This window comes from Actinacidiphila sp. bgisy144 (assembly GCF_057708105.1).
In genome coordinates, this window is sequence record NZ_JBYIRM010000010.1 from 34,068 (window position 1) to 58,285 (window position 24,218).

The following is a 24,218-nucleotide window of genomic DNA, read 5'->3' on the forward strand; positions in this document are numbered from 1 at the left end:
GGTTGCCGTTGGCCGTTACGGCCGCCTGTCTCCGGCGGCGCCCGGTGCGGTGGTCGTCTGATCGCACAAGCGAGGGCAGGTCCGGTGATCGTTTGGATTATGCGATGCTACGGCGGACTTTCCCCTGGCAGCTGCGGAACTATCATCGTGCCCATGACCGCGACCGGCGGCTCGGCGGAGAGGGAGAGTTTCCTGTGACCACCCCACGTATGCGGTTCGCCCGGACCACCCGTCGCGCGCGCTCGCGCGGCCTGTGCGCGGCGGCCGGCGGCGCCGCGCTGCTGCTGGCCCTGGGCGCCTGCTCGTCGTCCTCCTCGAAGTCCTCGGACTCCTCGAAGCCGTCGGGCTCGTCGTCCGCGTCGGCGTCCGGGCCGCAGCAGGTCTCGGGCACCGTGGTGGTCTTCGCGGCCGCGTCGCTGAAGGAGTCCTTCACCGCGCTCGGCAAGGACTTCCAGCAGGCGTACCCCGGCACGAAGGTGGTCTTCAGCTTCGGCGGCAGCGACCAGCTCGCCGCGAGCATCACCGGCGGCGCCCCCGCCGACGTCTTCGCCGCGGCCAGCCCGGCCACCATGAAGACCGTCACCGACAAGGGCGACGCGTCCGCCACCCCCACCGACTTCGTGCGCAACCAGCTGGAGATCGCCACCCTCCCGGGCAACCCGAAGAAGATCGCCAGCCTCAAGGACCTGACCGGGTCGGGCCTTTCGGTGGTGCTGTGCGCCAAGACGGTGCCGTGCGGCGCCGCCGCGCAGAAGGCGCTGACCGCCAGCGGCCTCAAGCTCACCCCCAAGTCGTACGAGCAGGACGTGAAGTCCGCGCTGACGAAGGTGGAGCTGAAGGAGGCGGACGCGGCGGTGGTCTACCAGACCGACGTCAAGAGCGCGGGCGGCAAGGTGCAGGGGGTGACCTTCCCCGAGTCGGCCAAGGCGATCAACGAGTACCCGATCGCGCCGCTGAAGGCCGCGCCGAACCCGAGCGGCGCGGCGGCGTTCATCGCCCTGGTGAAGTCCGCCGAGGGCCGCAAGGTGCTGGGCGAGGCGGGCTTCCTCAACCCGTGAGGCCCGCACCGAAGAACGCCGGGGCGGGGGCGGCGCAGCCGCCGGTACGGCCGCGGCGGCAGCGGGGCGGGGGCGCCGTCCCGCTGCCGCTGCTGCTGCCCGCCGTGGTCGGCCTGGCGTTCCTGCTGGTGCCGCTGCTGGCCCTGCTGGTGCGGGCGCCCTGGCGCAACATGCCCGGCCTGCTGACCGGTTCCGCGGTGTGGCAGGCGCTGCGGCTGTCGCTGGAGACGGCGACGTCGGCGACCGCGGTGGCCATGGCGCTCGGGGTGCCGCTGGCCTGGCTGCTGGCCCGCACCCGCTTCCCCGGCCGCCGGCTCGTACGGGCCCTGGTGACGCTGCCCCTGGTGCTGCCGCCGGTGGTCGGCGGGGTGGCGCTGCTGCTGGCGCTGGGCCGCAACGGCATCGTCGGGAAGTGGCTGGACACGTGGTTCGGCGTCACCCTGCCCTTCACCACGGCCGGGGTGGTGGTCGCCGAGGCGTTCGTGGCGATGCCGTTCCTCGTGATCAGCGTGGAGGGCACCCTGCGGGCCGCCGACAGCCGGTACGAGGAGGCCGCCGCGACGCTGGGCGCCTCCCGCTTCACCGCCTTCCGCCGGGTGACGCTGCCGATGATCGCGCCCGGGGTGGCGGCCGGCGCGGTGCTCGCCTGGGCGCGTGCGCTCGGCGAGTTCGGGGCCACGATCACCTTCGCGGGCAGCTTCCCCGGCCGCACCCAGACGATGCCGCTGTCGGTGTACCTCGCGCTCCAGGACGACCCGGACGCGGCCGTCGCGCTGAGCCTGGTGCTGCTCGCGGTGTCCGTCGCGGTGCTGGCCGGGCTGCGCGACCGCTGGACGGGGGCGGGCACCGGATGAGCGCCCGCGGGCTCGACGCCCATCTGGTGGTGGACCGCGGCGATTTCCGGCTCGACGTGCGCCTGGCCGCGGAACCCGGCGAGGTGGTGGCGCTGCTCGGGCCGAACGGCGCGGGCAAGACCACCTCGCTGCGCGCGCTGGCCGGGCTGACCGCGCTGACCGGCGGCCATCTGCGGCTGGACGGGCGGGAGTTGGAGCGCCCGGTGGAGCGGGTGCGGATCGCGCCGGAGCACCGCCCGGTCGGCGTGGTCTTCCAGGACTACCTGCTCTTCCCGCACCTGAGCGCCCTGGACAACGTGGCGTTCGGGCCGCGCTGCCACGGCGCCTCCCGCGCCGAGGCCCGGGGGCTGGCCGCCGGCCTGCTGGACCGGATGGGCCTGGCCGGGCACGCGCACGCCAAGCCGCGCCGGCTGTCCGGCGGCCAGGCGCAGCGGGTCGCGCTCGCCCGGGCGCTGGCCACCGCGCCCCGGCTGCTGCTGCTCGACGAGCCGCTGGCGGCCCTCGACGCCGGTGCCCGGCTGGACGTACGCGCCGAACTGCGCCGCCATCTGGCCGCGTTCGAGGCGGTGGCAGTGCTGGTCACGCACGACCCGCTGGACGCGATGGTGCTCGCCGACCGGCTGGCGGTGGTCGAGCACGGCGGCATCGTGCAGGAGGGCGCCCCCGCGGAGATCGCCCGCCACCCGCGCACCGACTACATCGCCCGCCTGGTCGGGCTCAACCTCTTCCGGGGCGAGGCCGACGGCGCCCGCGTCCGGATCAGCCCGCACCTGGCGCTCACCGGCACCGCCGCACTGACCGGCCCGGCGTTCGCGGCGTTCCCGCCCGGCGCCGTCACCCTCCACCGCGAACGCCCCGACCCGGCCACCCCCAACGCCTGGCCCGTCCGCGTCACCGGCATGGAGTCCCACGGCGCCCGGTTCCGCATCACCCTTACCACCACCCCGGACGACCTCCCCCTCACCGCCGACCTCCCCCCACCCGCGGTCGCCGACCTCTCCCCCGGCGAGGGCACCGCCCTGTGGGCCACCATCCCCCCGCCCGACACCCACACCTACCCCTCCTGACCCCGCACGCCACCGCGCCGTCCCCCGCACAGGGCGGCCCCGCCCGCCAGGTAGATGTGTCCGACCCGGTGGGCGATGCCCTCGGAAGGAGGCAATTCGGGTGCGGGTTCAGGTCATTGACCTTTGTTCAGCCCCTTGACTGGGGCGGTGGAGGGCGCGATCCTCGCGTACCACGGAAAGGAAAGTTTCCTTACACTGCCCGGCCGCACCTCACCTCCCGCCCCACCGCGGAGCAAGGAGCCCCCACCATGCGCAGATTCCCCCACCGCACCCACGACGCCCGGAGCACCCGGAGCACCGGCAGCCCCCGGCGGAAACGCTTCCGCCGGGCCACCGGGCTGGCCGCCGCGGCCGCCGCCCTCGGCACCGCGCTCACCGCACTGCCCGGGACCGCCACCGCCACTGCCGCCCCGGCCCCACACGCCGCCCCCGCCGTGGCCGCCGCGCCCACCACCTTCACGCACCCGGGCGTCCTGGTCAGCCTGCCCCAACTCGCCTACGTCAAGGAGCAGGTGCAGGCGAACGCGGAGCCGTGGAAGGACGCGTACAACCAGATGATCGGCAGTTCGTACGCCTCCCTGTCCCGCACCCCCAAACCGCGCGCCGACGTGGAGTGCGGGTCGTACTCCAACCCCGACAACGGCTGCACGGACGAGCGGCAGGACGCGATCGCCGCGTACACCGACGCGCTGGCCTGGTACATCACCGGCAACAGCGCCTACGCGCAGAAGTCGATCGAGCTGATGAACGCCTGGTCGTCGACGATCACCGAGCACACCAACAGCAACGCGCCCCTCCAGACCGGCTGGGCCGGCTCGGTGTGGCCGCGCGCCGCGGAGATCATCCGCTACACGTACGACGGCTGGTCGCCGGCGGACATCACGCGGTTCTCGGACATGCTGCGCGACGTCTACCTGCCCGAGGTGATCAACGGCTCCAACAGCAACGGCAACTGGGAGCTGGTGATGATGGAGGCCGCGGTCGGCATTTCCGTCTTCCTCGACGACTCCGCGGACTACGACAAGGCGATCACCCGCTACCTCAACCGCGTCGCCGCCTACGTCTACCTGTCCACAGACGGCTCGCTGCCCAAGACGGTGCCCGGCAGCGGGCTGGACACCTCCGCGAAGATCATCAGCTACTGGCAGGGGCAGTCCACGTTCGTCACCGGGCTGACCCAGGAGACCTGCCGCGACTTCACCCACACCGGGTACGGCATCGCGTCGATCTCCGACGTCGCCGAGACCGCCGCGATCCAGGGTCAGGACCTCTACCCGCAGGTCGGTGAGCGGCTGCGGCAGGCGCTCGGCTTCCAGTCGAAGTACGAGCTGGGGACGGCCCCGCCGTCCTGGCTGTGCGGCGGGCAGCTCAACCTCGGGCTCGGGCCGGTGACGGAGGTCGGGTTCAACGCGCTGCACAACCGGATGGGCATCGCGATGACCAACACCCAGGCGCTGACGGAGTCGCAGCGCCCGGCGGGCACCAACGCGCTGTTCGTGGCATGGGAGACGCTCACCAACGCGGACAACCCGGATGTGATCCCCACGAGCTGACGGCCTCCCCGCCGTCACATGACGCCCGGCCCGCCCCGCCACCCGCGGGGCGGGCCGCGGCGCGCCCTAACCGTGCGAGCGGTCGTCCGGGAAGTGCGGGGCGCGCGGGGGCAGGGGCGGCATCGGGGGCGGCATCCGCGGCGGCGGGGGCATCGGGGGCGCCTGGCCCGGGTAGTCCGGCAGGTCGGGCGCCGGGGGGCGGCGGCGCGGGGAGCTGCCCGGGCGGGCGGACCGCAGCCGCGCCCTGATGTCGAGGTGCGGGTGGAAGTCGGCCCAGCGCTCCGGGTACTCCGCCGGCGGCAACTGCGCCTCCCGCTCCTCCTCTTCCCCGGTGCTGGGCGCCGCGTGCCGGGCCCGGCGGGCGGCGACCGCGCGGGCCACCACCGCGGCCGCGGCCGCCTCCCGCAGCCGGTCGTTCTCCTCGCGGGCCAGGGACGTGGCGACCGACGGCCACACCCGGTCCACGGCGGCGTTGACGGCCGCGCCCACCAGCACGGCGAACGCGGACACCCCTATCCACAGCAGCACCGCGACCGGCGCGGCCAGCGACCCGTAGATCGTGTGCCCCTCGACGGCGTGGGTGAGGTAGATCCGCAGCACGAAGCTGCCGACCACCCACATCAGCAGCGCCACCAGCGCCCCGGGCACGTCCTCGTACCAGGGCGAGCGGACCGGCACCGAGACGTGGTACAGCGTGGTGAGGAAGGCGATCACGGCGAACAGCGCGGCCGGCCAGTACAGGATGTGCTCGGTGGCGCTGCCGCCGGGCAGGTAGCGGGTGAGCGTGCCGGGGCCGACCACCACCAGCGGCAGCACCGCGGCGCCGACCAGCAGCGCGGCCACGTACAGCAGCAGCGACATCAGGCGGGTGCGGACGATGCCGCGGCGGCCCTCCAGGCCGTACATGATGGTGATGGTGTCGACGAAGACGTTGACCGCGCGGGAGCCGGACCACAGGGCGATCAGGAAGCCGATGGAGATCAGGTCCGGGCGGCGGCCGTGGAAGACGTCGTCCACCAGCGGCTTGACCAGTTGGTTGACGCCCTTGTCGGACAGCACCGTGGCGGACGCCTTGAGGATGTTGTGCCGGATGTGGTCGATGGTGTCCAGGCCGACCACGGTGTCCACGTAACCGAGCGCGCCGACCAGCCCGAGCAGCAGCGGCGGCAGCGACAGCAGCACGAAGAAGGCCGCCTCGGCGGCCAGCCCGGTGACGCGGTACTCCATGCAGGAGTCCACCGTGTCCTTGAGCAGCAGCCAGGCCATCCGGCGTTTGGAGACATTCCGGTACAGCGCGCGGGCCCTGCGCCACCGGCCCGGTCTCCGGTGGCTTCTTTCGTCTGCTGCTTGCACGCCCTTACGTTAGCTGGCATGACTGCCCCCACTCACACGGTCACGAACCAGGCGCCGCCCCTGGTCGGCCATGACGTGTACAGAACGGACCGCGCGCTCGCCGAAGGCGTGGCGCGGCACGCGGCCCCGGAGCGGCTGGCGGAGATCGACGGCGAGCTCAGCGACCTCGGCCGGGCCGCGGGCTCGGCGCAGGCGCAGCGCTGGGGCGAGGAGGCGAACACCTACTCCCCCGTGCTGCGCACCCACGACCGGTACGGCAACCGGATCGACGAGGTCGACTTCCACCCGTCCTGGCACCGGCTGCTGGGCCACGCGGTCACCTCGGGCCTGACCGACGCCTGGTCGCGGCCGGACGGGCACCTGCGGCGCGCGGCGGGCTTCATGGTGTGGACGCAGGCCGAGGCCGGGCACGGCTGCCCGGTGTCGATGACCCATGCCGCGGTGCCCGCGCTGCGCGCCGACCCGCGGCTGGCCGCCGAGTGGGAGCCGCGGCTGGGCGCGCACGTCTACGACCCGCGGCTGGTCGCGCCGGGGCAGAAGCCGGGCGCGCTGTTCGGGATGGGCATGACCGAGAAGCAGGGCGGCTCGGACGTCCGCGCGAACACCACCATCGCGCGGCCGCTGGCGGAGGACGGCACCTATGCGCTCACCGGCCACAAGTGGTTCTGCTCGGCGCCGATGTCGGACGGCTTCCTGGTGCTGGCGCAGGTGCCGGCCGACGGCGGGCAGCGGCTGACCTGCTTCCTGGTGCCGCGGGTGCTCGCCGACGGCAGCCGCAATGCCTTCGCGATCCAGCGGCTGAAGGACAAGCTCGGCAACCGCTCCAACGCCTCCTCGGAGGTGGAGTTCGCCGGCACCTGGGCGCGCCGGGTCGGCGAGGAGGGCCGCGGGGTCGCCACGATCATCGAGATGGTGGCCGCCACCCGGCTGGACTGCGCGCTGGGTTCGGCCGCGCTGATGCGGCAGGCGGTCGCGCAGGCCGTGCACCACGCCGCGTACCGCAGCGCGTTCGGCGGGCCGCTGATCGACAAGCCGCTGATGCGCAACGTCCTGGCCGACCTGGCGCTGGAGTCGGAGGCTGCGACCACCGCGGTGCTGCGGCTGGCGGCGGCCTACGACGCGGACACCCCGCGCGAGCGCGCCCTGCGGCGGCTGGCGGTCGCGGTGACGAAGTTCTGGGTGACCAAGCGGTGCCCGGCGGTGGCGGTGGAGGCGCTGGAGTGCCTGGGCGGGAACGGCTACGTGGAGGAGTCCGGCATGCCGCGGATCTTCCGGGAGTCGCCGCTGAACTCGGTGTGGGAGGGCTCCGGCAACGTGCAGGCGCTCGACGTGCTGCGGGTGCTGGGCCGCGAACCGCAGGCGGTGGACGCCTTCCTCGCCGAGGTCGGCCTCGCGCACGGCGCGGACCCCCGGCTGGACGCGGCGGTGAAGGACCTGCTCACCGACCTCGCGGACCTGGAGGGCGTCGAGACGCGCGCGCGGCGGGTGGTGGAGCGGATGGCGCTGGTCTTCCAGGGCTCGCTGCTGGTGCGGTTCGCGCCCGCGCCGGTCGCCGACGCGTTCTGCGCGTCGCGGCTGGGCCGGGACTGGGGCGCCACCTTCGGCACGCTGTCCGCTTCGGCGGACCTGGCCGCGCTGGTGGAGCGGGCCCGGCCGGTCGCGGTCTGAGCCGGCCGCCGTACAAGGGGGGGCGGAGGTGGCGCCGCGCCGACTCGGCACCACCTCCGGTAACGCGACCCGTACGCGACGGGCCGCCACCGACCGCGAGTTGCAGATGTGCGAGGTCGGTGACGTGCCGTCACTGTCCGTCAAAGTCGCGTACGCTCGCAAGGGTTGCAGCACGTTGCACGTGGTCCGGCCGGTCCGGCGGGCGCGAGGGCGTGGGCACACCGACCACCGATACTGGGCAACGGGGCTGAGCGGAGGCGAGATGGCACACCTTCGGATCGGTCCGGTGCGGCCGGTGGGCACCGGCGGCCGGCCTGCGGCACACCTGCCGGCGCCGGTCCGGGACGCCCCCTGGTCCGGCCGGGCGCCGCGTCCGGCCACCGGGCCGCGTACGGTGATCAGCGAGTCGTGGACGCGCGCGCAGCAGTTGGGCGTCGATCCGGACATGGGCGCGGCGCACCGCATCCTGAGCACCGACGAGGTCGAGCAGCGCCGGCACGCCACCCCGCTCGCGGAGATCATGCCGAGCCTGCGGGACGGCCTGGTCGCGGTCGCGGACGCGACCTGGCACATCATGGTCGTCACCGACGCCGAGGGCCGGGTGCTGTGGCGCGACGGCAGCCACGCGATCCGCCGCCGGGCGGACCGGGTGGGCTTCGCCGAGGGCGCCTCCTGGGCCGAGAACGCCGTGGGCACCAATGCGATCGGCACCGCGCTGGTGACCCGTACCCCGCTCCAGGTGCACTCGGCCGAGCACTTCGTCCGCACCCTGCACAGCTGGACGTGCGCCGCCGCGCCGCTGCACGACCCGCGGGACGGCCGGCTGCTGGGCGTGGTCGACGTCAGCGGCCCCGCGACCAGCCTGAACCCGGCGACGCTGGCGCTGGTGTCGGCGGTGGCCCGGGTCGCGGAGGGCGAGCTGCGGGCCCGGCACTGGGAGGCGGTGGGGCGGCTGCGGTCGGTGGCGGCGCCGCTGCTGACCCGGCTGTCCGGGCAGGCGCTGGTGGTCGACCGCAACGGCTGGGTCGCCGCGGTGACCGGGATGGCCTGCGCCGACCGGGTCGCGCTGCCCGCGCGGGTACGGGCCGGGCAGGTGTGGCTGCCGACGCTGGGCCTGTGCGAACTGGACCCGCTGCCGGGCGGCTGGCTGGTGCGGGTCGGCGAGCGGGAGCGGCCGGCGGCGGCGCACCGCGTGGTGCTGGACCTGAGCGGGGCGCAGGGTGCCGAGGTGACGGTGCACGGCCCGGCCGGGCCGTGGTCGCAGCGGCTGAGCCCGCGCCACGCGGAGCTGCTGTTCGTGCTGGCGCTGTACCCGGGCGGGCGCAGCGCGACGCAGCTGGCGGCGGACCTGTTCGGCGACCCGAGCCGGGCGGTGACCGTACGGGCGGAGATGTCGCGGCTGCGGCGGACCCTGGCGGGGGTGCTGGCGCACCGGCCGTATCGTTTCGCCGACGGGGTCGGCGTGGAGGTGCTGCGGCCCGGGCGGCCGGCCGACCTGCTCCCGCATTCGCTCGCGCCGGCGGTTCTGGCGGAGCGGGGGTGACGGGACCCCCCGGGGCGGATGGTGCTGTCGGTTCCGGGACCACCTGCCCGGTCGTGGCTGATCGCGCAGTTCCCCGCGCCCCCTTGGGCACCCCGCTTCCGTCGGCGCGACCATTATTCGAGATGAAGTGGTCCACATGGTGGATAATGGTGGACTGTCCGAACATCTGCGTGCCACGCTTTCGACATGTCACGCACTGGAATCACCTTGGTAGGTCGGCCGCACGTCGACTTCTGCCGTGTGTCCAGCGCCATCTGTCCGGCGGGCTGAGCACCTGACGGCGCGCTGAGCGCCGACCCCCGCCGTCCCCGCCGTCGTGGATGCGTGAGAGCCGCCTGCCGTCTTCGGCGAGCCGTGATGCCCTGCGCCCGCGCAGGCACCCCCGGGTCGCTCCCGGCCGCATGCAGCCGCCTCGCGCCGTACCGACCCGTATACGCCTGCCCGAAGGACGCATCGCCATGGCCTCCAGCCCTGAGTCCCCCCAGCCCCCGGCCGGGAGCCCCGCTCCGAAGGCCGCGGCCGCCCGCCGCAGGACCGGGCGGCACCGCGGCGAAGGCCAGTGGGCGCTGGGCCACTTCACTCCGCTGAACGCCAACGAGCAGTCCAAGAAGGACGACGACGGCCTCAACGTGCGCACCCGGATCGAGACGATCTACGCGCACCGCGGCTTCGACTCGATCGACGGCGCCGACCTGCGCGGCCGGATGCGCTGGTGGGGGCTGTACACCCAGCGGCGGCCCGGGATCGACGGCGGCCGCACCGGCGCGCTGGAACCGGAGGAGCTGGAGGACAGCTACTTCATGATGCGGGTGCGGATCGACGGCGGCCGTCTGACCGTGGCCCAGCTGCGGGTGATCGGCGAGATCTCCCAGGAGTTCGCCCGCGGCACCGCCGACCTCACCGACCGGCAGAACATCCAGTACCACTGGATCAGGATCGAGGACGTGCCGGAGATCTGGCGGCGGCTGGAGGAGGTGGGCCTGTCCACCACCGAGGCGTGCGGCGACGTGCCCCGGGTGATCCTCGGCTCCCCCGTCGCGGGCATCGCCGAGGACGAGATCGTCGACGGCACCCCGGCGATCGAGGAGATCCACGCCCGCTACATCGGCAGCAAGGAGTTCTCCAACCTGCCGCGCAAGTTCAAGACCGCGATCTCCGGCTCCCCGCTGCTGGACGTGGTGCACGAGATCAACGACATCGCGTTCGTCGGGGTCGACCACCCCGAGCACGGCCCCGGCTTCGACCTGTGGGTCGGCGGCGGCCTGTCCACCAACCCCAAGCTGGGCGTGCGGCTGGGCGCGTGGGTGCCGCTGGGCGAGGTGCCCGAGGTGTGGGCCGGCGTGGTCGGCATCTTCCGCGACTACGGCTACCGGCGGCTGCGCTCGCGCGCCCGGCTGAAGTTCCTGCTCGCCGACTGGGGCGCGGAGAAGTTCCGCCAGGTGCTCCAGGACGAGTACCTGCGGCGCCCGCTGCTCGACGGGCCCGCGCCCGAGCAGCCGGCGCAGGTGTGGCGCGACCACATCGGCGTGCACCGGCAGAAGGACGGCCGCTACTACATCGGCTTCGCGCCGCGGGTCGGCCGGGTCGACGGCGCCGTCCTGACGAAGGTCGCCGAACTCGCCGCCGCGCACGGCTCGGACCGGCTGCGCACCACCGCCGACCAGAAGCTGATCGTGCTGGACGTCGAGGAGGACCGGGTCGCGTCGCTGTCCGCCGGGCTGGAGGCGCTCGACCTCCAGGTGCGGCCCTCGCCCTTCCGGCGCGGCACCATGGCCTGCACCGGCATCGAGTTCTGCAAGCTGGCGATCGTGGAGACCAAGGCCCGCGGCGCCTCGCTCATCGACGAACTGGAGCGGCGGCTGCCGGAGTTCGACGAGCCGATCGCCATCAACATCAACGGCTGCCCCAACTCCTGCGCCCGCATCCAGACCGCGGACATCGGCCTGAAGGGCCAGCTGATCACCGACTCCGACGGCAACCAGGTCGAGGGCTACCAGGTGCACCTGGGCGGCGGCCTCGGCCTCGACCCGGGCTTCGGCCGCAAGGTCCGCGGCCTGAAGGTCTCCGCCGACGACCTGCCCGACTACGTCGAGCGGGTGCTCGGCCGCTTCCAGGCCGGACGCGGCGACGGCGAGCGCTTCGCCCAGTGGGCGGCCAGAGCCACCGAGGAGGAACTGTCGTGACGGAGCGCGCCGCGCCCTTCTACTGCCCCTACTGCGGCGACGAGGACCTGCGTCCCTCGGAGCAGGGGCACGGCGCCTGGGAATGCCGCGCCTGCAACCGCGCATTCCAGCTGAAGTTCCTCGGCCTGCTCGCCGAGGGGTTCAAGGCTCCCTCACCGCACGGCTCTTCCGACGGAGGCGCACCGTGACCACCGCTCCGCACCGTACCGCGCAGGACCTCCAGCGGCTGGCCGAACAGGCCGGCCGCGACCTGGAGGAGGCGCCCGCACTCGACGTGCTGCGCTGGGCCGCCGACACGTTCGGCAGCCGCTTCTGCGTCACCTCCTCGATGGAGGACGCCGTCGTCGCGCACCTGGCCTCGCGGGCCATGCCCGGCGTGGACGTCGTCTTCCTCGACACCGGCTACCACTTCCCGGAGACCATCGGCACCCGGGACGCGGTGGACGCCGTGATGGACGTGAACGTGATCACGCTCACCCCGGCGCAGACCGTCGCCGAGCAGGACGCGCAGTACGGCGCGAAGCTGCACGACCGCGACCCTGACCTGTGCTGCGCGCTGCGCAAGGTCGCCCCGCTGGAGGCCGGGCTGCGCGACTACGACGCCTGGGCCACCGGGCTGCGCCGCGACGAGTCCCCGACCCGGGCCGGCACGCCCGTCGTCGGCTTCGACGCCAGGCGCGGCAAGGTGAAGATCGCTCCCATCGCCCGGTGGACACAGGAAGACGTGGAAACATACGTCGCCGAGCACGGGGTTCTCACGAATCCGCTGCTGATGGACGGCTATGCCTCGGTCGGCTGCGCCCCCTGCACCCGCCGGGTGCTCGAGGGCGAGGACGCCAGGTCGGGCCGGTGGGCCGGCCTCGGCAAGACCGAGTGCGGGATTCACCTGTGAGTCCGGCCGTCGAACCTGTGAATACACCCCGGAGTGCGGCTGCCCGCAGCGGCACGCAACCGACGACGAACCGACCGGCGGCGCACCCGCCGGGGAACCAGGAGGACCGGATGAGCGGCGGAGCCACCGTATGGCTCACCGGCCTGCCCAGCGCCGGCAAGACCACCATCGCCACCGCGCTGGCCGGCCGGCTGCGCGCGGAGGGCCGGCGGGTCGAGGTGCTGGACGGCGACGAGATCCGCGAGTTCCTCTCGGCCGGCCTCGGCTTCACCCGTGAGGACCGGCACACCAACGTGCAGCGGATCGGCTTCGTCGCCGAACTGCTGGCCGCGCACGGGGTGCTGGTGCTGGTCCCGGTGATCGCGCCGTACGCCGACAGCCGCGAGGCGGTCCGCAAGCGCCACGAGGCGCGCGGCACCGCCTACGTCGAGGTCCATGTCGCGACCCCGGTGGACGTCTGCTCGGTCCGGGACGTCAAGGGGCTGTACGCCAAGCAGGCCGCGGGGCAGCTGACCGGCCTGACCGGGGTGGACGACCCGTACGAGGTGCCGCTCCGCCCGGACCTGCGGATCGAGACCGAGGGCAGCACCGTCGAGCAGTCGGCGGCGGCGGTGTACGCGTACCTCGGGGACAGTGGCCGCATCGCGAGCGAGAAGAGGTAGGGGCATGACGACGACCGTCGCGCAGAGCGGGGCCAGTGCCAGTCCGTACGCGCTCACGCACCTGGACGCGCTGGAGTCCGAGGCGGTGCACATCTTCCGCGAGGTCGCGGGCGAGTTCGAGCGGCCGGTGATCCTCTTCTCCGGCGGCAAGGACTCGATCGTGATGCTGCACCTGGCGCTCAAGGCGTTCGCGCCCGCCGCGGTGCCGTTCTCCCTGCTGCACGTCGACACCGGCCACAACTTCCCCGAGGTGCTCGCCCTGCGGGACCGCACGGTGGCCGAGCACTCGCTGCGGCTGCACGTGGCGAAGGTGCAGGACTACATCGACGACGGGCGGCTGCGGGAGCGCCCGGACCGCCTGCGCAACCCGCTCCAGACGGTGCCGCTGACCGACGCCATCCGCGAGCAGCGCTTCGACGCGGTCTTCGGCGGCGGGCGGCGCGACGAGGAGAAGGCCCGCGCGAAGGAGCGGGTCTTCTCGCTGCGCGACGAGTTCTCCCAGTGGGACCCGCGCCGCCAGCGCCCCGAGCTGTGGTCGCTGTACAACGGCCGGCACGCCCCGGGCGAGCACGTGCGGGTCTTCCCGCTGTCGAACTGGACCGAGCTGGACGTGTGGCAGTACATCGCCCGGGAGCACATCGCGCTGCCGGAGATCTACTTCGCGCACCGCCGGGAGGTCTTCCAGCGCTCGGGGATGTGGCTGACCGCCGGCGAGTGGGGCGGCTCGAAGGACGACGAGCCGGTGCAGACCCGGCTGGTGCGCTACCGCACCGTCGGCGACATGTCCTGCACCGGCGCGGTCGACTCCGACGCCACCACGCTCGAAGCGGTGATCACCGAGATCGCCGCCTCCCGGCTCACCGAGCGGGGCGCCACCCGGGCCGACGACAAGATGTCCGAGGCCGCGATGGAAGACCGCAAGCGCGAGGGGTACTTCTAGCCATGACCGGCACCACGAGCCCGATCACCGCCGAGCAGCTGTCGGCCACCACCCTGCTGCGCTTCGCCACCGCCGGCTCCGTCGACGACGGCAAGTCCACCCTGGTCGGCCGCCTGCTCCACGACTCCAAGTCGGTCCTCACCGACCAACTCGAAGCCGTCGAGCGCGTCTCCCAGGACCGCGGCCAGCAGGCCCCCGACCTCGCCCTGCTCACCGACGGCCTGCGCGCCGAACGCGAACAGGGCATCACCATCGACGTCGCCTACCGCTACTTCGCCACCGCCCGCCGCCGCTTCATCCTCGCCGACACCCCCGGCCACGTGCAGTACACCCGCAACATGGTCACCGGCGCCTCCACCGCAGAACTCGCCGTCGTCCTGGTCGACGCCCGCAACGGCGTCGTCGAACAGACCCGCCGCCACGCCGCCGTCGCCGCACTGCTGCGCGTGCCGCACGTCGTCCTCGCCGTCAACAAGATGGACCTCGTCGACCACGCCGAACCCGTGTTCGCCGCCATCGCCGAGGAGTTCACCGCCTACGCCGACTCCCTCGGCATCCCGGACGTCACCGCCATCCCGATCTCCGCCCTCGCCGGGGACAACGTGGTCGAGCCGTCGGCGAACATGGACTGGTACGGCGGCCCGACCGTCCTGGAGCACCTGGAGACGGTGAAGGTCGGCCACGACCTGACGTCCTGCCCGCCGCGCTTCCCGGTGCAGTACGTGATCCGGCCGCAGACCGCCGAGCACCCCGACTACCGCGGCTACGCCGGGCAGATCGCCTCCGGGCTGCTGCGGGTGGGCGACCCGGTGACGGTGCTGCCCTCCGGCCGCACCACCACGATCGCCGGCATCGACGCGCTCGGCTCGGCCGTGGACACCGCGTGGGCGCCCCAGTCGGTGACGCTGCTGCTCACCGACGACGTGGACGTCTCCCGCGGCGACCTGATCGCGCCGACCGCCCACGCCCCGGCCACCACCCAGGACATCACCGCCACCGCCTGCCACCTGCACGAGCGGCCGCTGCGGGTCGGCGAGCGGGTGCTGCTCAAGCACGCCACCCGCACCGTCAAGGCGATCGTGAAGGCGCTGCCGTACCGGATCGACCTGTCGGACGGCCTCGCCCACGAGGAGCACCCGGCGGCGCTGGAGGTCAACGACATCGGCGCGGTGGTGCTGCGCACCGCCGAGCCGCTGCCGGTCGACGCCTACGCCGAGTCGCGGCTGACCGGATCGTTCCTGCTGATCGACCCCGCCGACGGCGCCACCCTCACCGCGGGCATGGCCGGCGAGCCGTTCGCCGCCCGCCCGCAGGCACCGGCCGCCGACGACGACGGATGGGACTTCTGACGGTGCAGCCCACCAAGGAAGCCTTCTCGGGCTTCGCGAAGGAAGGCGGGCGGGTCGGCAGCGGCACGCTCGGCGCCGGAACGGGCGGGGTCCCGCGATGTGCGGGCTGACCTGCCCGGCCGCGGCCCGCACCACCGCCGCGACCACCGTGTGCCGCGCACCGCGCACCCCCGGCGTCCCGCCGGGCTGCCCGGCCACCCGGCCCAGACCGCCCCACCGGGCCCGGCGCACCGCGCCGCGGCCCCGCTTTCGAAGACCTGACGCCACTCCGGCCGCGCCCTAGCCTCCACCGGGCGCGACACGCCGGGCCTTACGAAGGGACACACCCGTGTCTGCCCTGCCCCGCACCTCGGCGCCGCACCGCTCGTCGCGCCGCCGCAGACTCCTCGCCGCGGCCGCCGCGCTGCCGATCCTCTTCGGCGCGCTGACCGCCTGCGGCTACGGCTCCGACAAGTCCGACGACTCCGCGACCACCGCGCCGGCCGCCAGCGGCAGCGCGAGCACCAAGAAGCTCTCCACCGACGAGGTGAAGATCGGGTACTTCCCGAACCTCACCCACGCCACCGCGCTGGTCGGGCTGAAGGAAGGCTTCTTCCAGCAGGAGCTGGGCAGCACCAAGATCAAGCAGGCCACCTTCAACGCGGGCCCGGCGGAGATCGAGGCGCTCAACGCCGGTTCGATCGACATCGGCTGGATCGGCCCCTCGCCGTCCATCAACGGCTACACCCAGTCCAACGGCTCCGACCTGAAGATCATCTCGGGTTCGGCCTCGGGCGGCGTGAAGCTGGTGGTCAACCCGAAGAAGATCAAGACGGTCGCGGACCTCAAGGGCAAGAAGATCGCCACCCCGCAGCTGGGCAACACCCAGGACGTGGCGCTGCTGAACTTCATCAAGTCCAAGGGCTGGAAGGTCGACGCGCAGAGCGGCAAGGGCGACGTGTCGGTGGTGCGCACCGAGAACTCGCTGACCCCGCAGGCGTACGCCAACGGCTCCATCGACGGCGCGTGGGTGCCGGAGCCCACCGCGTCGAAGCTGGTGGACGAGGGCGCGAAGGTACTGGTCGACGAGAGCACGCTGTGGCCGAACAAGCAGTTCGTGATCACCAACGTGATCGTGTCGCAGAAGTTCCTCACCGCGCACCCGGACGTCGTGGAGGCGGTGCTGCGCGGCTCGGTGAAGACCAACGCGTGGATCAACGCCAACTCCGACAAGGCGAAGGCCGACGCCAACGCCCAGCTCAAGGCGCTGACCCAGAAGGCGCTGCCGGCCAGCCAGCTCGACCCGGCGTGGAAGTCCATCAGCGTGGTCGACGACCCGCTGGCGAGCACCGCGAAGGCCGAGGCGGAGCACGCGGTGGCGGCGGGCCTGCTCAAGTCGCCGAAGCTGGACGGGATCTACGACCTGACGCTGCTCAACAAGGTCCTCAAGGAGCAGGGCAAGCCGACGGTCAGTGCCGCCGGGCTCGGCACCCAGTAATCCCCGCTCCCATCCACCGCATCCCATGTGCAACCGAGGACCCCAGGAGGTGACCACCATGGCCGACACCCTCACCGGCCCCGCGGCACCGTCGGCGGGACCCGCCGGGTACGCCGCGCGCATCGACCATGTTTCGAAGGCGTTCGGCCGGCCCGGCGCCGGGCAGCTCGTGCTGGACGACATCACGCTGGACGTGGCACCGGGCGAGTTCGTCTGCCTCCTGGGGGCTTCGGGGTGCGGCAAGTCCACCCTGCTGAACCTGGTGGCCGGGCTGGACAAGCCGTCGGCCGGCGCCATCGAGACGCCCGGCGGGCGGCCGGCGCTGATGTTCCAGGAGCACGCGCTGTTCCCATGGCTGACCGCCGGCAAGAACATCGAACTGGCGCTGCGGCTGCGCGGGGTGCCGCGCGAGGAGCGCCGGACCGAGGCCGAGCGGCTGCTGTCGCTGGTGCGGCTCGGCGGCGCCTACGGCAAGCGGGTGCACGAGCTGTCCGGCGGCATGCGGCAGCGCGTCGCGCTGGCCCGGGCGCTCGCCCAGGACAGCCAACTGCTGCTGATGGACGAGCCGTTCGCGGCGCTCGACGCGATCACCCGGGACGTGCTGCACGACGAGCTGACCCGGGTGTGGTCCGAGACGGACCTGTCGGTGCTGTTCGTGACGCACAACGTGCGCGAGGCGGTCCGGCTCGCGCAGCGGGTCGTGCTGCTGTCCTCGCGGCCCGGCCGGATCAACCGGGAGTGGGCCATCGACATCCCGCAGCCGCGCCGCATCGAGGACGCGGGCGTGGCCGACCTGTCCGTCGAGATCACCGAAGAACTCCGTGGGGAGATCCGCCGCCATGGCCAGCACTGAGACCGGAGCGAAGGGCACCGAGCCGCTCGGCGGCGACCAGCGGGCGCGGCAGGAGCAGGACGCCCGGCAGGAGCAGGACCTGTCCGGCCTGGAGGCCGGCCTGGACGCGCTGGAGACCGTCGCGGCCGGCCGCACCCCGGTCGGCCAGGTGCTGCTGAAGAAGGTGCTGCCGCCGCTGAGCGCGGCCGTGCTGGTGCTGGTGGTCTGGCAGCTGTGCGCGTGGGGCAAGGTCGCCGACCCGACGAAGCTGCCCAGCCCGCACGCGGTGTGGCAGGAGCTGGTGGACCGGTGGAACGCCGGCGACCTGTTCTCGATCATCTGGACCAGCGTGGAGCGCGGCCTGCTCGGCTTCCTGGCCGCGCTGGTGATCGGCACCCCGCTGGGCCTGCTGGTCGCCCGGGTGCCGTTCGTGCGGGCGGCGATCGGGCCGATCCTGTCCGGGCTCCAGTCGCTGCCGTCGGTGGCGTGGGTGCCGGCCGCGGTGATCTGGCTGGGGCTGAGCGACTCGGCGATGTACGCGGTGATCCTGCTCGGCGCGGTCCCGTCGATCGCCAACGGCCTGGTGGCCGGCATCGACCAGGTGCCGCCGCTGTACCTGCGGGCCGGCCGCACCATCGGCGCGACCGGGCTGCGCGGCGCCTGGTTCATCCTGCTGCCCGCCGCCCTGCCCGGCTACGTCGCGGGGCTGAAGCAGGGCTGGGCGTTCTCCTGGCGCTCCCTGATGGCCGCCGAGCTGATCGCGTCCTCCCCGGACCTCGGGGTGGGGCTGGGCCGCTACCTGGAGAACATGCGGGAGGCGTCCGACATGGCCGGGGTCTTCCTCGGCATCCTGCTGATCCTCGTGGTGGGCATCGCGATCGACCTGATCGTCTTCAGCCCGCTGGAGCGGTGGGTGCTGCGCAGCCGCGGCCTGACCGCGCGGGCCCAGTAGCCGTGCGCCGCGCCCGTACGGACCCGCCCGCGCTGCTGGTGATCGCGCACGGCTCGCGCGACCCGCGGCACGCCGCGACCGTACGGGCGCTCACCGCGCGGGCGGCGGCGGCCCGCCCGGGGCTGCGGGTGGACACCGCGTTCCTCGACTTCTGCACCCCGTCGGTGCCCGACGCGCTGCGGGAGCTGGCCGGCGGCGGGGTGCGCGAGGTGGTGGCGCTGCCGCTGCTGCTGACCCGGGCCTTCCACGCCAAGGCCGACATCCCGGCGGTGCTGGCGGACGCCGCCGCGCGCCTGCCGGGGCTGCGGCTGCGGACCGCGGGTGTGCTCGGCCCCTCGCCGCTGCTGGTCGCCGCTCTGGAGCGGCGGCTGCGGGCGGCCGGGGTACGGCGCCGCGACCGGGCCGGCACCGGCGTCGTCCTGGCGTCGGCCGGCTCCACCGACCCGGAGGCGGGCGCGGTGCTCGCTGATATCGCGCGGGAGTGGCGGCGTACCGGTTGGTGCGCCGTGCGGCCCGCGTTCGCCTCCGCCTGCCTGCCCCGCACCGAGGACGCGGTGCGCGCGCTGCGCGCGGAGGGCGTACGGCGGATCGCCGTGGCGCCGTATGTGCTCGCGCCCGGCTTCCTGCCGGACCGGATCGCGCGGGGCGCGCGGGAGGCGGGCGCGGACGTGCTCGCCGACGTGCTGGGCCCGGCGCCCGAGGTGGCCGAACTGCTGCTGCGCCGCTACGACGAGGCGCTGCCCGGCCCGGTCCTGCGGCCCGCGCTGGCCGGCGCCGGGTCCGGCGCGACCGCCGCCTGAACCGGCCCGCGCCGCCCGCCGCCCGCTGCGTGTAGGGGGCAGCCGCCGCCGCGGTCAGGGCCCGCCCCCGACGCCGGGGTGGGGACAGCCCCACCCTCAGGAGGGAGAACACCTCACCGGAAGTCACCTGTTGGCCGGATGGGTGCGCGTCCCCCGGGCCCATAGCGTCATGGGTGACAGAGCGGCAGGTCGACAAGCCGCCACCCACGACGATCCTTCAAGGGGGACACCGTGAGTCGCGCTCGCGCACACGGCAGCAGAACGGGCATCGCGGCGGCCATGGGAGGCTGGAGCGCCCGGCACCGCTGGGCGGCGGTCGGCGGCTGGCTGCTCTTCGTCATCGCCGTCATGGTGATCGGCCAGTCGGTCGGCCGCACCGACCTGGACCAGTCCCGTTCCATGGCCGGCGAGGTCAACCAGGCGGCGACGATCATCGACGACGCCGGGCTTCAGGACAAGGCCGGCGAGATGGTGCTGGTGCAGACCCCGCACGGCACCGTCACCGACCCGGCGGTCCGCACCGCGGTCGCCGACGTGGTGGGCGCGGTGCGCGCCACCGGCCTGACGACCGCGATCACCTCGCCGTACGACACCCAGGCCATATCCGAGGACCACCGCTCGGCGCTGGTCCGGTTCGACATGCGCGGGTCGGCCGACGACGCCCCCGACCATGTGCAGCCGGTGCTCGACGCGGTGGCGAAGACCCAGCGGGCCCACCCGGACCTGCGGATCGAGGAGTTCGGCGACGCCAGCGGCAACCACGCGGTCAACAACGCCTTCGGCAGCGACTTCAAGACCGCCGAGTACTCCGCGGTGCCGGTCGCGCTGGCCATCCTGCTGATCGCGTTCGGCGCGCTGGTCGCCGCGCTGCTGCCGGTGGCACTGGCGATCACCGCGTTCCTCGGCGCCGGCGGGGTGGTGGCGCTGGTCAGCCACGCCATCCCGATGAGCGACACCGCGAACTCCGTGATGCTGCTGGTGGGTCTGGCCGTCGGCGTCGACTACTGCCTGTTCTACCTGCGCCGGGAGCGCGAGGAGCGCGCCGCCGGCCACGACGCGGCCACCGCGCTGCGGATCGCCGCGGCCACCTCCGGCCGGGCGGTGCTGATCTCCGGGTTCACCGTGATCGTGGCGATGGCCGGGATGCTCTTCACCGGCATCGGCGACTTCAAGGCGATGGGCATGGCCACGATGATCGTGGTGGCGATCGCGATGTTCGGCTCCGTGACGGTGCTGCCCGCGCTGCTGTCGATCCTCGGCGAGCGCGTCGAGAAGGGCCGGGTGCCGCTGATCGGCCGCAGGTCCCGCGGCGCCGGGGCCCGCGCCCAGGCCGCGCACGGCGGCAGCCGCTTCTGGCGGACCGTGCTGCGGCCGGTGCTGCGCCACCCCAAGGTCTCCACGCTGGTCGCCGGCGGCGCCCTGATCGCACTCGCGGTGCCCGCCTTCTCGATGCACACCGCGAACCTGACCACCCAGCAGGAGCTGGGCGACGGCCTGCCGATCATCAAGACCTACGAGCACATCAACGCCGCCTTCCCCGGCGGTCCCGACCCGGCGCGCGTGGTGGTCAAGGCCGACGCGATCAACGCGCCGCAGGTGAAGAAGGCCATCGCCGACTTCCGCGCGGAGGCGGTCCGTTCGGGCGCCAGCACCGGCCCGGTCACCGTCACCGTGCACAGCGAGCAGAACGTCGCCCAGATCGACGTCCCCCTGGCCGGCGGCAGCGACCGCGCCAAGGCCGAGGCCGACGTGCGCCTGCTGCGCGACCAGGTACGGCCCGACACGCTCGGGAAGGTCGGCGGGGTGCGGGCGCCGGTCACCGGTGAGACCGCGTCCTCGATGGACTTCACCCACAAGATCACCAGCAGCGTGCCGCCGGTGTTCGCGTTCGTGATCGTCTTCGCCTTCCTGCTGATGCTGCTGTCCTTCCGGTCGCTGACCGTCGCACTGACCTCGATCGCGCTGAACCTGCTGTCGGTGGGCGCCGCCTACGGGGTGCTGACCCTGGTCTTCCAGCACGGCGTGGGCGCCTCGCTGGTCGGCGCGCACAGCAGCGGCGCGGTGGTGGCCTGGCTGCCGCTGTTCCTGTTCGTGATCCTCTTCGGGCTGAGCATGGACTACCACGTGTTCGTGGTCTCCCGTATCCGCGAGGCCCGCAGCCGCGGCCTGACCACCAAGGGCGCCATCGAGCACGGCATCACCACCACCGCGGGCGTGGTCACCAGCGCCGCCGTCATCATGGTCGCGGTCTTCGCGATCTTCGGGACGCTGTCGATGCAGAGCATGAAGCAGATGGGGGTCGGCCTGGCCTGCGCGGTGCTGGTGGACGCCACCGTGATCCGCGGGGTGCTGCTGCCGGCGGTGATGACGCTGCTCGGCGAGCGCAACTGGTACCTGCCGCGGTGGCTGCGCTGGCTGCCGGACATGACGCACGACGAGTCGGCCGCCTCGGAGCCGCCGGCCGCCGGCGACCGGCCGCGCCACGCGGTCCCCGACCGGGTCTGATCCCCCGCGACCTGCACGGATCAACGACAGTGCCCCCGCGCCGCCTCGGTTCGGGGGCACTGTCGGTGCCCGCCGGTACGGTGGCCGTCATGAGCGTAGGGCAGAGCACGCGGGCCGCGGTGGCGGCCGGACCGGCCGGACCCGGCGGCGGGATCGAGGAGCGGCTGGAGGCGCACCGGGCGGAGTTGACCGGGTACTGCTACCGCATGCTCGGCTCCGCCTTCGAGGCCGAGGACGCGGTGCAGGAGACGATGGTGCGCGCCTGGCGCGGCGCCGGCGGCTTCGAGGGCCGGGCGAGCCTGCGCTCGTGGCTGTACCGCATCGCGACGAACGTCTGCCTGGACAGCCTGAAGGCCGGCCGGCGGCGGGCCCGGCCGATGGACCTGTCCCCGGCCGGCCGGGCCGACGCGATGCTGCCCGACCGCACCCCGGCTGCGGAGTGGGTGGAGCCGGTGCCGGACGTGCGGGCCCTGCCGTCGTCGGGCGACCCGGCGGACGTGGTGGTCTCCCGCGAGAGCATCCGGCTCGCCTTCGTGGCCGCGCTCCAGCACCTGCCGCCCCGGCAGCGCGCGGTGCTGATCCTGCGGGAGGTGCTGGCCTGGAAGGCGAGCGAGACCGCCGAACTGCTGGGCACCACCGTGGCGTCGGTGAACAGCGCCCTGCAACGCGCCCGCGCCACCCTGGCCGGCGCCGGGGTCTCCTCCTCCCACGAGGCCGGGCAAACCCCCTCCGGCGCCCCCACGTCCGGCCCGGCGGCGGCTCCCGCGGCCATGGACCGGGAGCAGCAGCTGCTGCTGGAGCGCTATGTCGACGCCTTCGAGCGGTACGACCTGGACGCCCTGACCGAACTCCTCCACCAGGACGCCACCTTGTCCATGCCGCCGTACCCGATGTGGCTGCGCGGCCATGAGCAGATACGGGCCTGGCTGACCGGCACCGGCCGGGAGTGCGAGGGCTCACGGCTGCTGCCGGTCGCCGCCAACGGCACGCTCGGTTTCGGCCAGTACCGCCGGGACCCCGCCGGGCGCGGCCACCGCGCGTGGGCCCTGCAAGTGCTGGAGGTCTCCGCCGGCCGTGTCAGCGGGCTCAACTCCTTCCTCGACGTGCAGCGGCTCTTCCCGCTCTTCGGGCTGCCACTCGAACTGCCCGCCGAGCCCAGCGAGTTCGAGCAGGCCACGTAACGCGGGCGAGGCGCCGCGCAGCCGCACCCGGCGACCGGAGCGGCGCGCGGCCAGGGCCACCCGGGCGAGCGCGGCCAGCGTGCCCCGGTCGGCGGCGAGGCCGCCCGCGTCCAGGGACACCACCCTCGCCACTGCGCCACCTCGCGTCCCGTCTCACGTTTTCGGTCCGGCTCGCTGGCCCGTTTCGGCCACCTGCGAGGGCCGTCCCGTGATACGACCAGTGCCGGGGTCGTAACTCATCGGTACGGCGGGTACGTATTCGCGGCAACTCCCAGCGGACTTCCCGGAAACCACGAGGGAATCCACAGGGCGCGGGTGCGAGACTTGCCGTGGCGCCGCCGCATGCCGATACCTCTGGCATATGCGGTCGGACGGTTGCGGGTGGGCCGCAGGGCGAAGAAGCGAGAGGCTGGGCATGGCGGACGCGGTGTTCACGCAGGACCGGGCGCGGGCGGTGCTGGACGCGGCCGGGCACCGGGAGGCGGACCTGCTCTCCTTCGGGGAGAACGCGGTGTTCGCCGCCGGGCGGCTGGTGATCAAAGTGGGGCGCGGCTCCGACCTGCTGGACCGGGCCAAGCGCGAGGTGCGCACCGCGGACTGGCTCGCCAAGCACGACGTGCCAGCGGTGCGCTCGGCCGAGTCCGAGGTGCGGCTCGTGGAAGGGCACCCGATCACCTACTGGCAGCGGCTGCCGGAGTCGCTGCGGCCGGCCGAGACGGTCGACGTGGCGCCGCTGCTGCGGCTCGTCCACGCCCTGCCGGAACCGGACTTCGGGCTGCCGCCGCGGGACCTGCTGGCCGGGGTGGAGCGGTGGCTGCGCGCCGCCGGCGACTTCGTGGACCCCGCCGACGTGGCCTACCTGCGCCGCCGCAGAGACGAGTTCGCCCAGGCCGCGGCCCACCTCGTACCGCGCCTGCCGCGCGGCCCGATCCACGGCGACGCCCTGCCCCGCAACGTGCACATCGGGCCCGACGGGCCGGTCCTGCTGGACCTGGAGACCTTCTCCTCCGACCTGCGCGAGCACGACCTCGTCGTCCAAGCGCTCAGCCGCGACCGCTACGGGGTGCCCGCCTGCGACTACGACGCCTTCACCGCCGCCTACGGCTGGGACGTCACCACCTGGGACGGCTACGAGGCGCTGCGCGGCGCCCGCGAGACCGCCGGGTGCGCCTGGGTCGCCCAGCACGCCCCCGCAAACCCCGCGGCCCGCACCGAGTTCCGCCGGAGGGTTGCCTCCCTGAGAGCCGAGGACCCGTCCGTCCGCTGGTACTCCTTCTGACCCGCACCGCCCACAGGGTGCCCCTTGGCCCCACGCGCCCCTGGTGATGCTCGGCTCTTTTCGCGGAAGA

At 73.7% G+C, this 24,218-nt stretch carries 21 protein-coding genes and 1 pseudogene; 20 read left to right on the forward strand and 2 right to left on the reverse strand.

The annotated features are described in order from the left end of the window. Positions 1-209: 209 nt before the first annotated feature. The 4 genes from modA to AC3EVP_RS13990 all read left to right on the forward strand — a co-directional run bounded on the left by modA (position 210) and on the right by AC3EVP_RS13990 (position 4,532). On the forward strand, positions 210-1,058 hold the full coding sequence (modA, locus tag AC3EVP_RS13975) for a molybdate ABC transporter substrate-binding protein (protein ID WP_335979869.1): 849 nt from the start codon (positions 210-212) through the stop codon (positions 1,056-1,058). After that, complete coding sequence (locus tag AC3EVP_RS13980; RefSeq protein ID WP_435129889.1) at positions 1,055-1,912, forward strand: ABC transporter permease; 858 nt, start codon at positions 1,055-1,057, stop codon at positions 1,910-1,912. Before modA ends, AC3EVP_RS13980 begins: the two co-directional genes overlap by 4 nt. Then, positions 1,909-2,979 (forward strand): ABC transporter ATP-binding protein, encoded by a 1,071-nt coding sequence (locus tag AC3EVP_RS13985; protein ID WP_435129892.1) that lies wholly within the window; start codon positions 1,909-1,911, stop codon positions 2,977-2,979. The genes AC3EVP_RS13980 and AC3EVP_RS13985 overlap by 4 nt, the downstream gene beginning before the upstream one ends. A 248-nt stretch (positions 2,980-3,227) precedes the next feature. Continuing rightward, entirely contained in the window at positions 3,228-4,532 is a 1,305-nt protein-coding gene (locus AC3EVP_RS13990) for an alginate lyase family protein (protein WP_435129895.1), read from the forward strand. A gap of 66 nt (positions 4,533-4,598) precedes the next feature. Here the strand turns inward: AC3EVP_RS13990 and AC3EVP_RS13995 are convergent, their stop codons facing one another. Further along, the gene (locus AC3EVP_RS13995) at positions 4,599-5,885 is read right to left on the reverse strand and encodes a YihY/virulence factor BrkB family protein (protein WP_435129898.1); all 1,287 of its coding nucleotides are present in this window, start codon (positions 5,883-5,885) and stop codon (positions 4,599-4,601) included. A gap of 18 nt (positions 5,886-5,903) precedes the next feature. Here AC3EVP_RS13995 and AC3EVP_RS14000 point away from each other — a divergent pair, with 18 nt between their 5' ends. From AC3EVP_RS14000 to AC3EVP_RS14070, 15 genes are all read left to right on the forward strand, one after another. Continuing rightward, a complete protein-coding gene (locus AC3EVP_RS14000) occupies positions 5,904-7,553 on the forward strand; it encodes an acyl-CoA dehydrogenase family protein (RefSeq protein WP_435129901.1) in 1,650 nt (549 codons plus the stop codon). 262 nt (positions 7,554-7,815) lie between these two features. Next, on the forward strand, positions 7,816-9,096 hold the full coding sequence (locus AC3EVP_RS14005; protein WP_435129904.1) for a GAF domain-containing protein: 1,281 nt from the start codon (positions 7,816-7,818) through the stop codon (positions 9,094-9,096). A gap of 186 nt (positions 9,097-9,282) precedes the next feature. Further along, positions 9,283-9,366, forward strand: a complete 84-nt coding sequence (locus AC3EVP_RS14010; RefSeq protein WP_328917755.1) for a putative leader peptide — start codon at positions 9,283-9,285, stop codon at positions 9,364-9,366. Between the two features lie 188 nt (positions 9,367-9,554). Beyond that, the gene (locus AC3EVP_RS14015; protein WP_435129907.1) at positions 9,555-11,279 is read left to right on the forward strand and encodes a nitrite/sulfite reductase; all 1,725 of its coding nucleotides are present in this window, start codon (positions 9,555-9,557) and stop codon (positions 11,277-11,279) included. Next, positions 11,276-11,467 carry a hypothetical protein gene (locus AC3EVP_RS14020; protein WP_335979849.1) on the forward strand — a complete coding sequence of 64 codons (192 nt, stop codon included), beginning with the start codon at positions 11,276-11,278 and terminating at the stop codon, positions 11,465-11,467. Before AC3EVP_RS14015 ends, AC3EVP_RS14020 begins: the two co-directional genes overlap by 4 nt. Continuing rightward, on the forward strand, positions 11,464-12,171 hold the full coding sequence (locus AC3EVP_RS14025) for a phosphoadenylyl-sulfate reductase (protein WP_435129910.1): 708 nt from the start codon (positions 11,464-11,466) through the stop codon (positions 12,169-12,171). Before AC3EVP_RS14020 ends, AC3EVP_RS14025 begins: the two co-directional genes overlap by 4 nt. Before the next feature lie 110 nt (positions 12,172-12,281). After that, positions 12,282-12,833 (forward strand): adenylyl-sulfate kinase, encoded by a 552-nt coding sequence (gene cysC / locus AC3EVP_RS14030; protein WP_335979853.1) that lies wholly within the window; start codon positions 12,282-12,284, stop codon positions 12,831-12,833. A 4-nt stretch (positions 12,834-12,837) separates the two neighbouring features. After that, positions 12,838-13,773, forward strand: coding sequence for a sulfate adenylyltransferase subunit CysD (gene cysD, locus AC3EVP_RS14035; protein ID WP_435129914.1), 936 nt, complete (start codon positions 12,838-12,840; stop codon positions 13,771-13,773). A 2-nt stretch (positions 13,774-13,775) separates the two neighbouring features. Beyond that, positions 13,776-15,122 (forward strand): sulfate adenylyltransferase subunit 1, encoded by a 1,347-nt coding sequence (locus AC3EVP_RS14040; RefSeq protein WP_435129917.1) that lies wholly within the window; start codon positions 13,776-13,778, stop codon positions 15,120-15,122. A 328-nt stretch (positions 15,123-15,450) separates the two neighbouring features. Next, the gene (locus AC3EVP_RS14045; protein ID WP_435129920.1) at positions 15,451-16,599 is read left to right on the forward strand and encodes an aliphatic sulfonate ABC transporter substrate-binding protein; all 1,149 of its coding nucleotides are present in this window, start codon (positions 15,451-15,453) and stop codon (positions 16,597-16,599) included. 49 nt (positions 16,600-16,648) lie between these two features. Then, positions 16,649-17,452, forward strand: a complete 804-nt coding sequence (locus AC3EVP_RS14050; protein WP_435129923.1) for an ABC transporter ATP-binding protein — start codon at positions 16,649-16,651, stop codon at positions 17,450-17,452. Continuing rightward, complete coding sequence (locus AC3EVP_RS14055; protein ID WP_435129926.1) at positions 17,439-18,383, forward strand: ABC transporter permease; 945 nt, start codon at positions 17,439-17,441, stop codon at positions 18,381-18,383. Before AC3EVP_RS14050 ends, AC3EVP_RS14055 begins: the two co-directional genes overlap by 14 nt. A 2-nt stretch (positions 18,384-18,385) precedes the next feature. Beyond that, positions 18,386-19,183, forward strand: coding sequence for a sirohydrochlorin chelatase (locus AC3EVP_RS14060; protein ID WP_435129928.1), 798 nt, complete (start codon positions 18,386-18,388; stop codon positions 19,181-19,183). A 279-nt stretch (positions 19,184-19,462) separates the two neighbouring features. Beyond that, positions 19,463-21,688, forward strand: coding sequence for an MMPL family transporter (locus tag AC3EVP_RS14065; protein WP_435130236.1), 2,226 nt, complete (start codon positions 19,463-19,465; stop codon positions 21,686-21,688). Between the two features lie 89 nt (positions 21,689-21,777). Continuing rightward, on the forward strand, positions 21,778-22,869 hold the full coding sequence (locus tag AC3EVP_RS14070) for a sigma-70 family RNA polymerase sigma factor (RefSeq protein WP_435129931.1): 1,092 nt from the start codon (positions 21,778-21,780) through the stop codon (positions 22,867-22,869). A gap of 24 nt (positions 22,870-22,893) precedes the next feature. Here AC3EVP_RS14070 and AC3EVP_RS14075 read toward each other — a convergent pair. After that, a pseudogene (locus AC3EVP_RS14075) lies at positions 22,894-23,001 on the reverse strand (hypothetical protein); the annotation flags it as partial. Between the two features lie 283 nt (positions 23,002-23,284). Between AC3EVP_RS14075 and AC3EVP_RS14080 the strand changes: the two are divergent. Further along, on the forward strand, positions 23,285-24,148 hold the full coding sequence (locus AC3EVP_RS14080) for an aminoglycoside phosphotransferase family protein (RefSeq protein WP_435129934.1): 864 nt from the start codon (positions 23,285-23,287) through the stop codon (positions 24,146-24,148). The last annotated feature ends 70 nt before the right edge of the window (positions 24,149-24,218 follow it).

Bases quoted from the DNA above. Each gene is read 5' to 3' on its own strand.
- AC3EVP_RS13985 (WP_435129892.1), top strand. From the start codon at position 1,909: ATGAGCGCCCGCGGGCTCGACGCCCATCTGGTGGTGGACCGCGGCGAT.
- AC3EVP_RS13990 (WP_435129895.1), top strand. From the start codon at position 3,228: ATGCGCAGATTCCCCCACCGCACCCACGACGCCCGGAGCACCCGGAGC.
- cysC (WP_335979853.1), top strand. From the start codon at position 12,282: ATGAGCGGCGGAGCCACCGTATGGCTCACCGGCCTGCCCAGCGCCGGC.
- AC3EVP_RS14080 (WP_435129934.1), top strand. From the start codon at position 23,285: ATGGCGGACGCGGTGTTCACGCAGGACCGGGCGCGGGCGGTGCTGGAC.
- AC3EVP_RS14015 (WP_435129907.1), top strand. From the start codon at position 9,555: ATGGCCTCCAGCCCTGAGTCCCCCCAGCCCCCGGCCGGGAGCCCCGCT.
- AC3EVP_RS14010 (WP_328917755.1), top strand. From the start codon at position 9,283: ATGTCACGCACTGGAATCACCTTGGTAGGTCGGCCGCACGTCGACTTC.
- cysD (WP_435129914.1), top strand. From the start codon at position 12,838: ATGACGACGACCGTCGCGCAGAGCGGGGCCAGTGCCAGTCCGTACGCG.
- AC3EVP_RS14005 (WP_435129904.1), top strand. From the start codon at position 7,816: ATGGCACACCTTCGGATCGGTCCGGTGCGGCCGGTGGGCACCGGCGGC.
- AC3EVP_RS14055 (WP_435129926.1), top strand. From the start codon at position 17,439: ATGGCCAGCACTGAGACCGGAGCGAAGGGCACCGAGCCGCTCGGCGGC.
- AC3EVP_RS14000 (WP_435129901.1), top strand. From the start codon at position 5,904: ATGACTGCCCCCACTCACACGGTCACGAACCAGGCGCCGCCCCTGGTC.
- AC3EVP_RS14065 (WP_435130236.1), top strand. From the start codon at position 19,463: ATGGGAGGCTGGAGCGCCCGGCACCGCTGGGCGGCGGTCGGCGGCTGG.
- AC3EVP_RS14040 (WP_435129917.1), top strand. From the start codon at position 13,776: ATGACCGGCACCACGAGCCCGATCACCGCCGAGCAGCTGTCGGCCACC.
- AC3EVP_RS14070 (WP_435129931.1), top strand. From the start codon at position 21,778: ATGAGCGTAGGGCAGAGCACGCGGGCCGCGGTGGCGGCCGGACCGGCC.
- modA (WP_335979869.1), top strand. From the start codon at position 210: ATGCGGTTCGCCCGGACCACCCGTCGCGCGCGCTCGCGCGGCCTGTGC.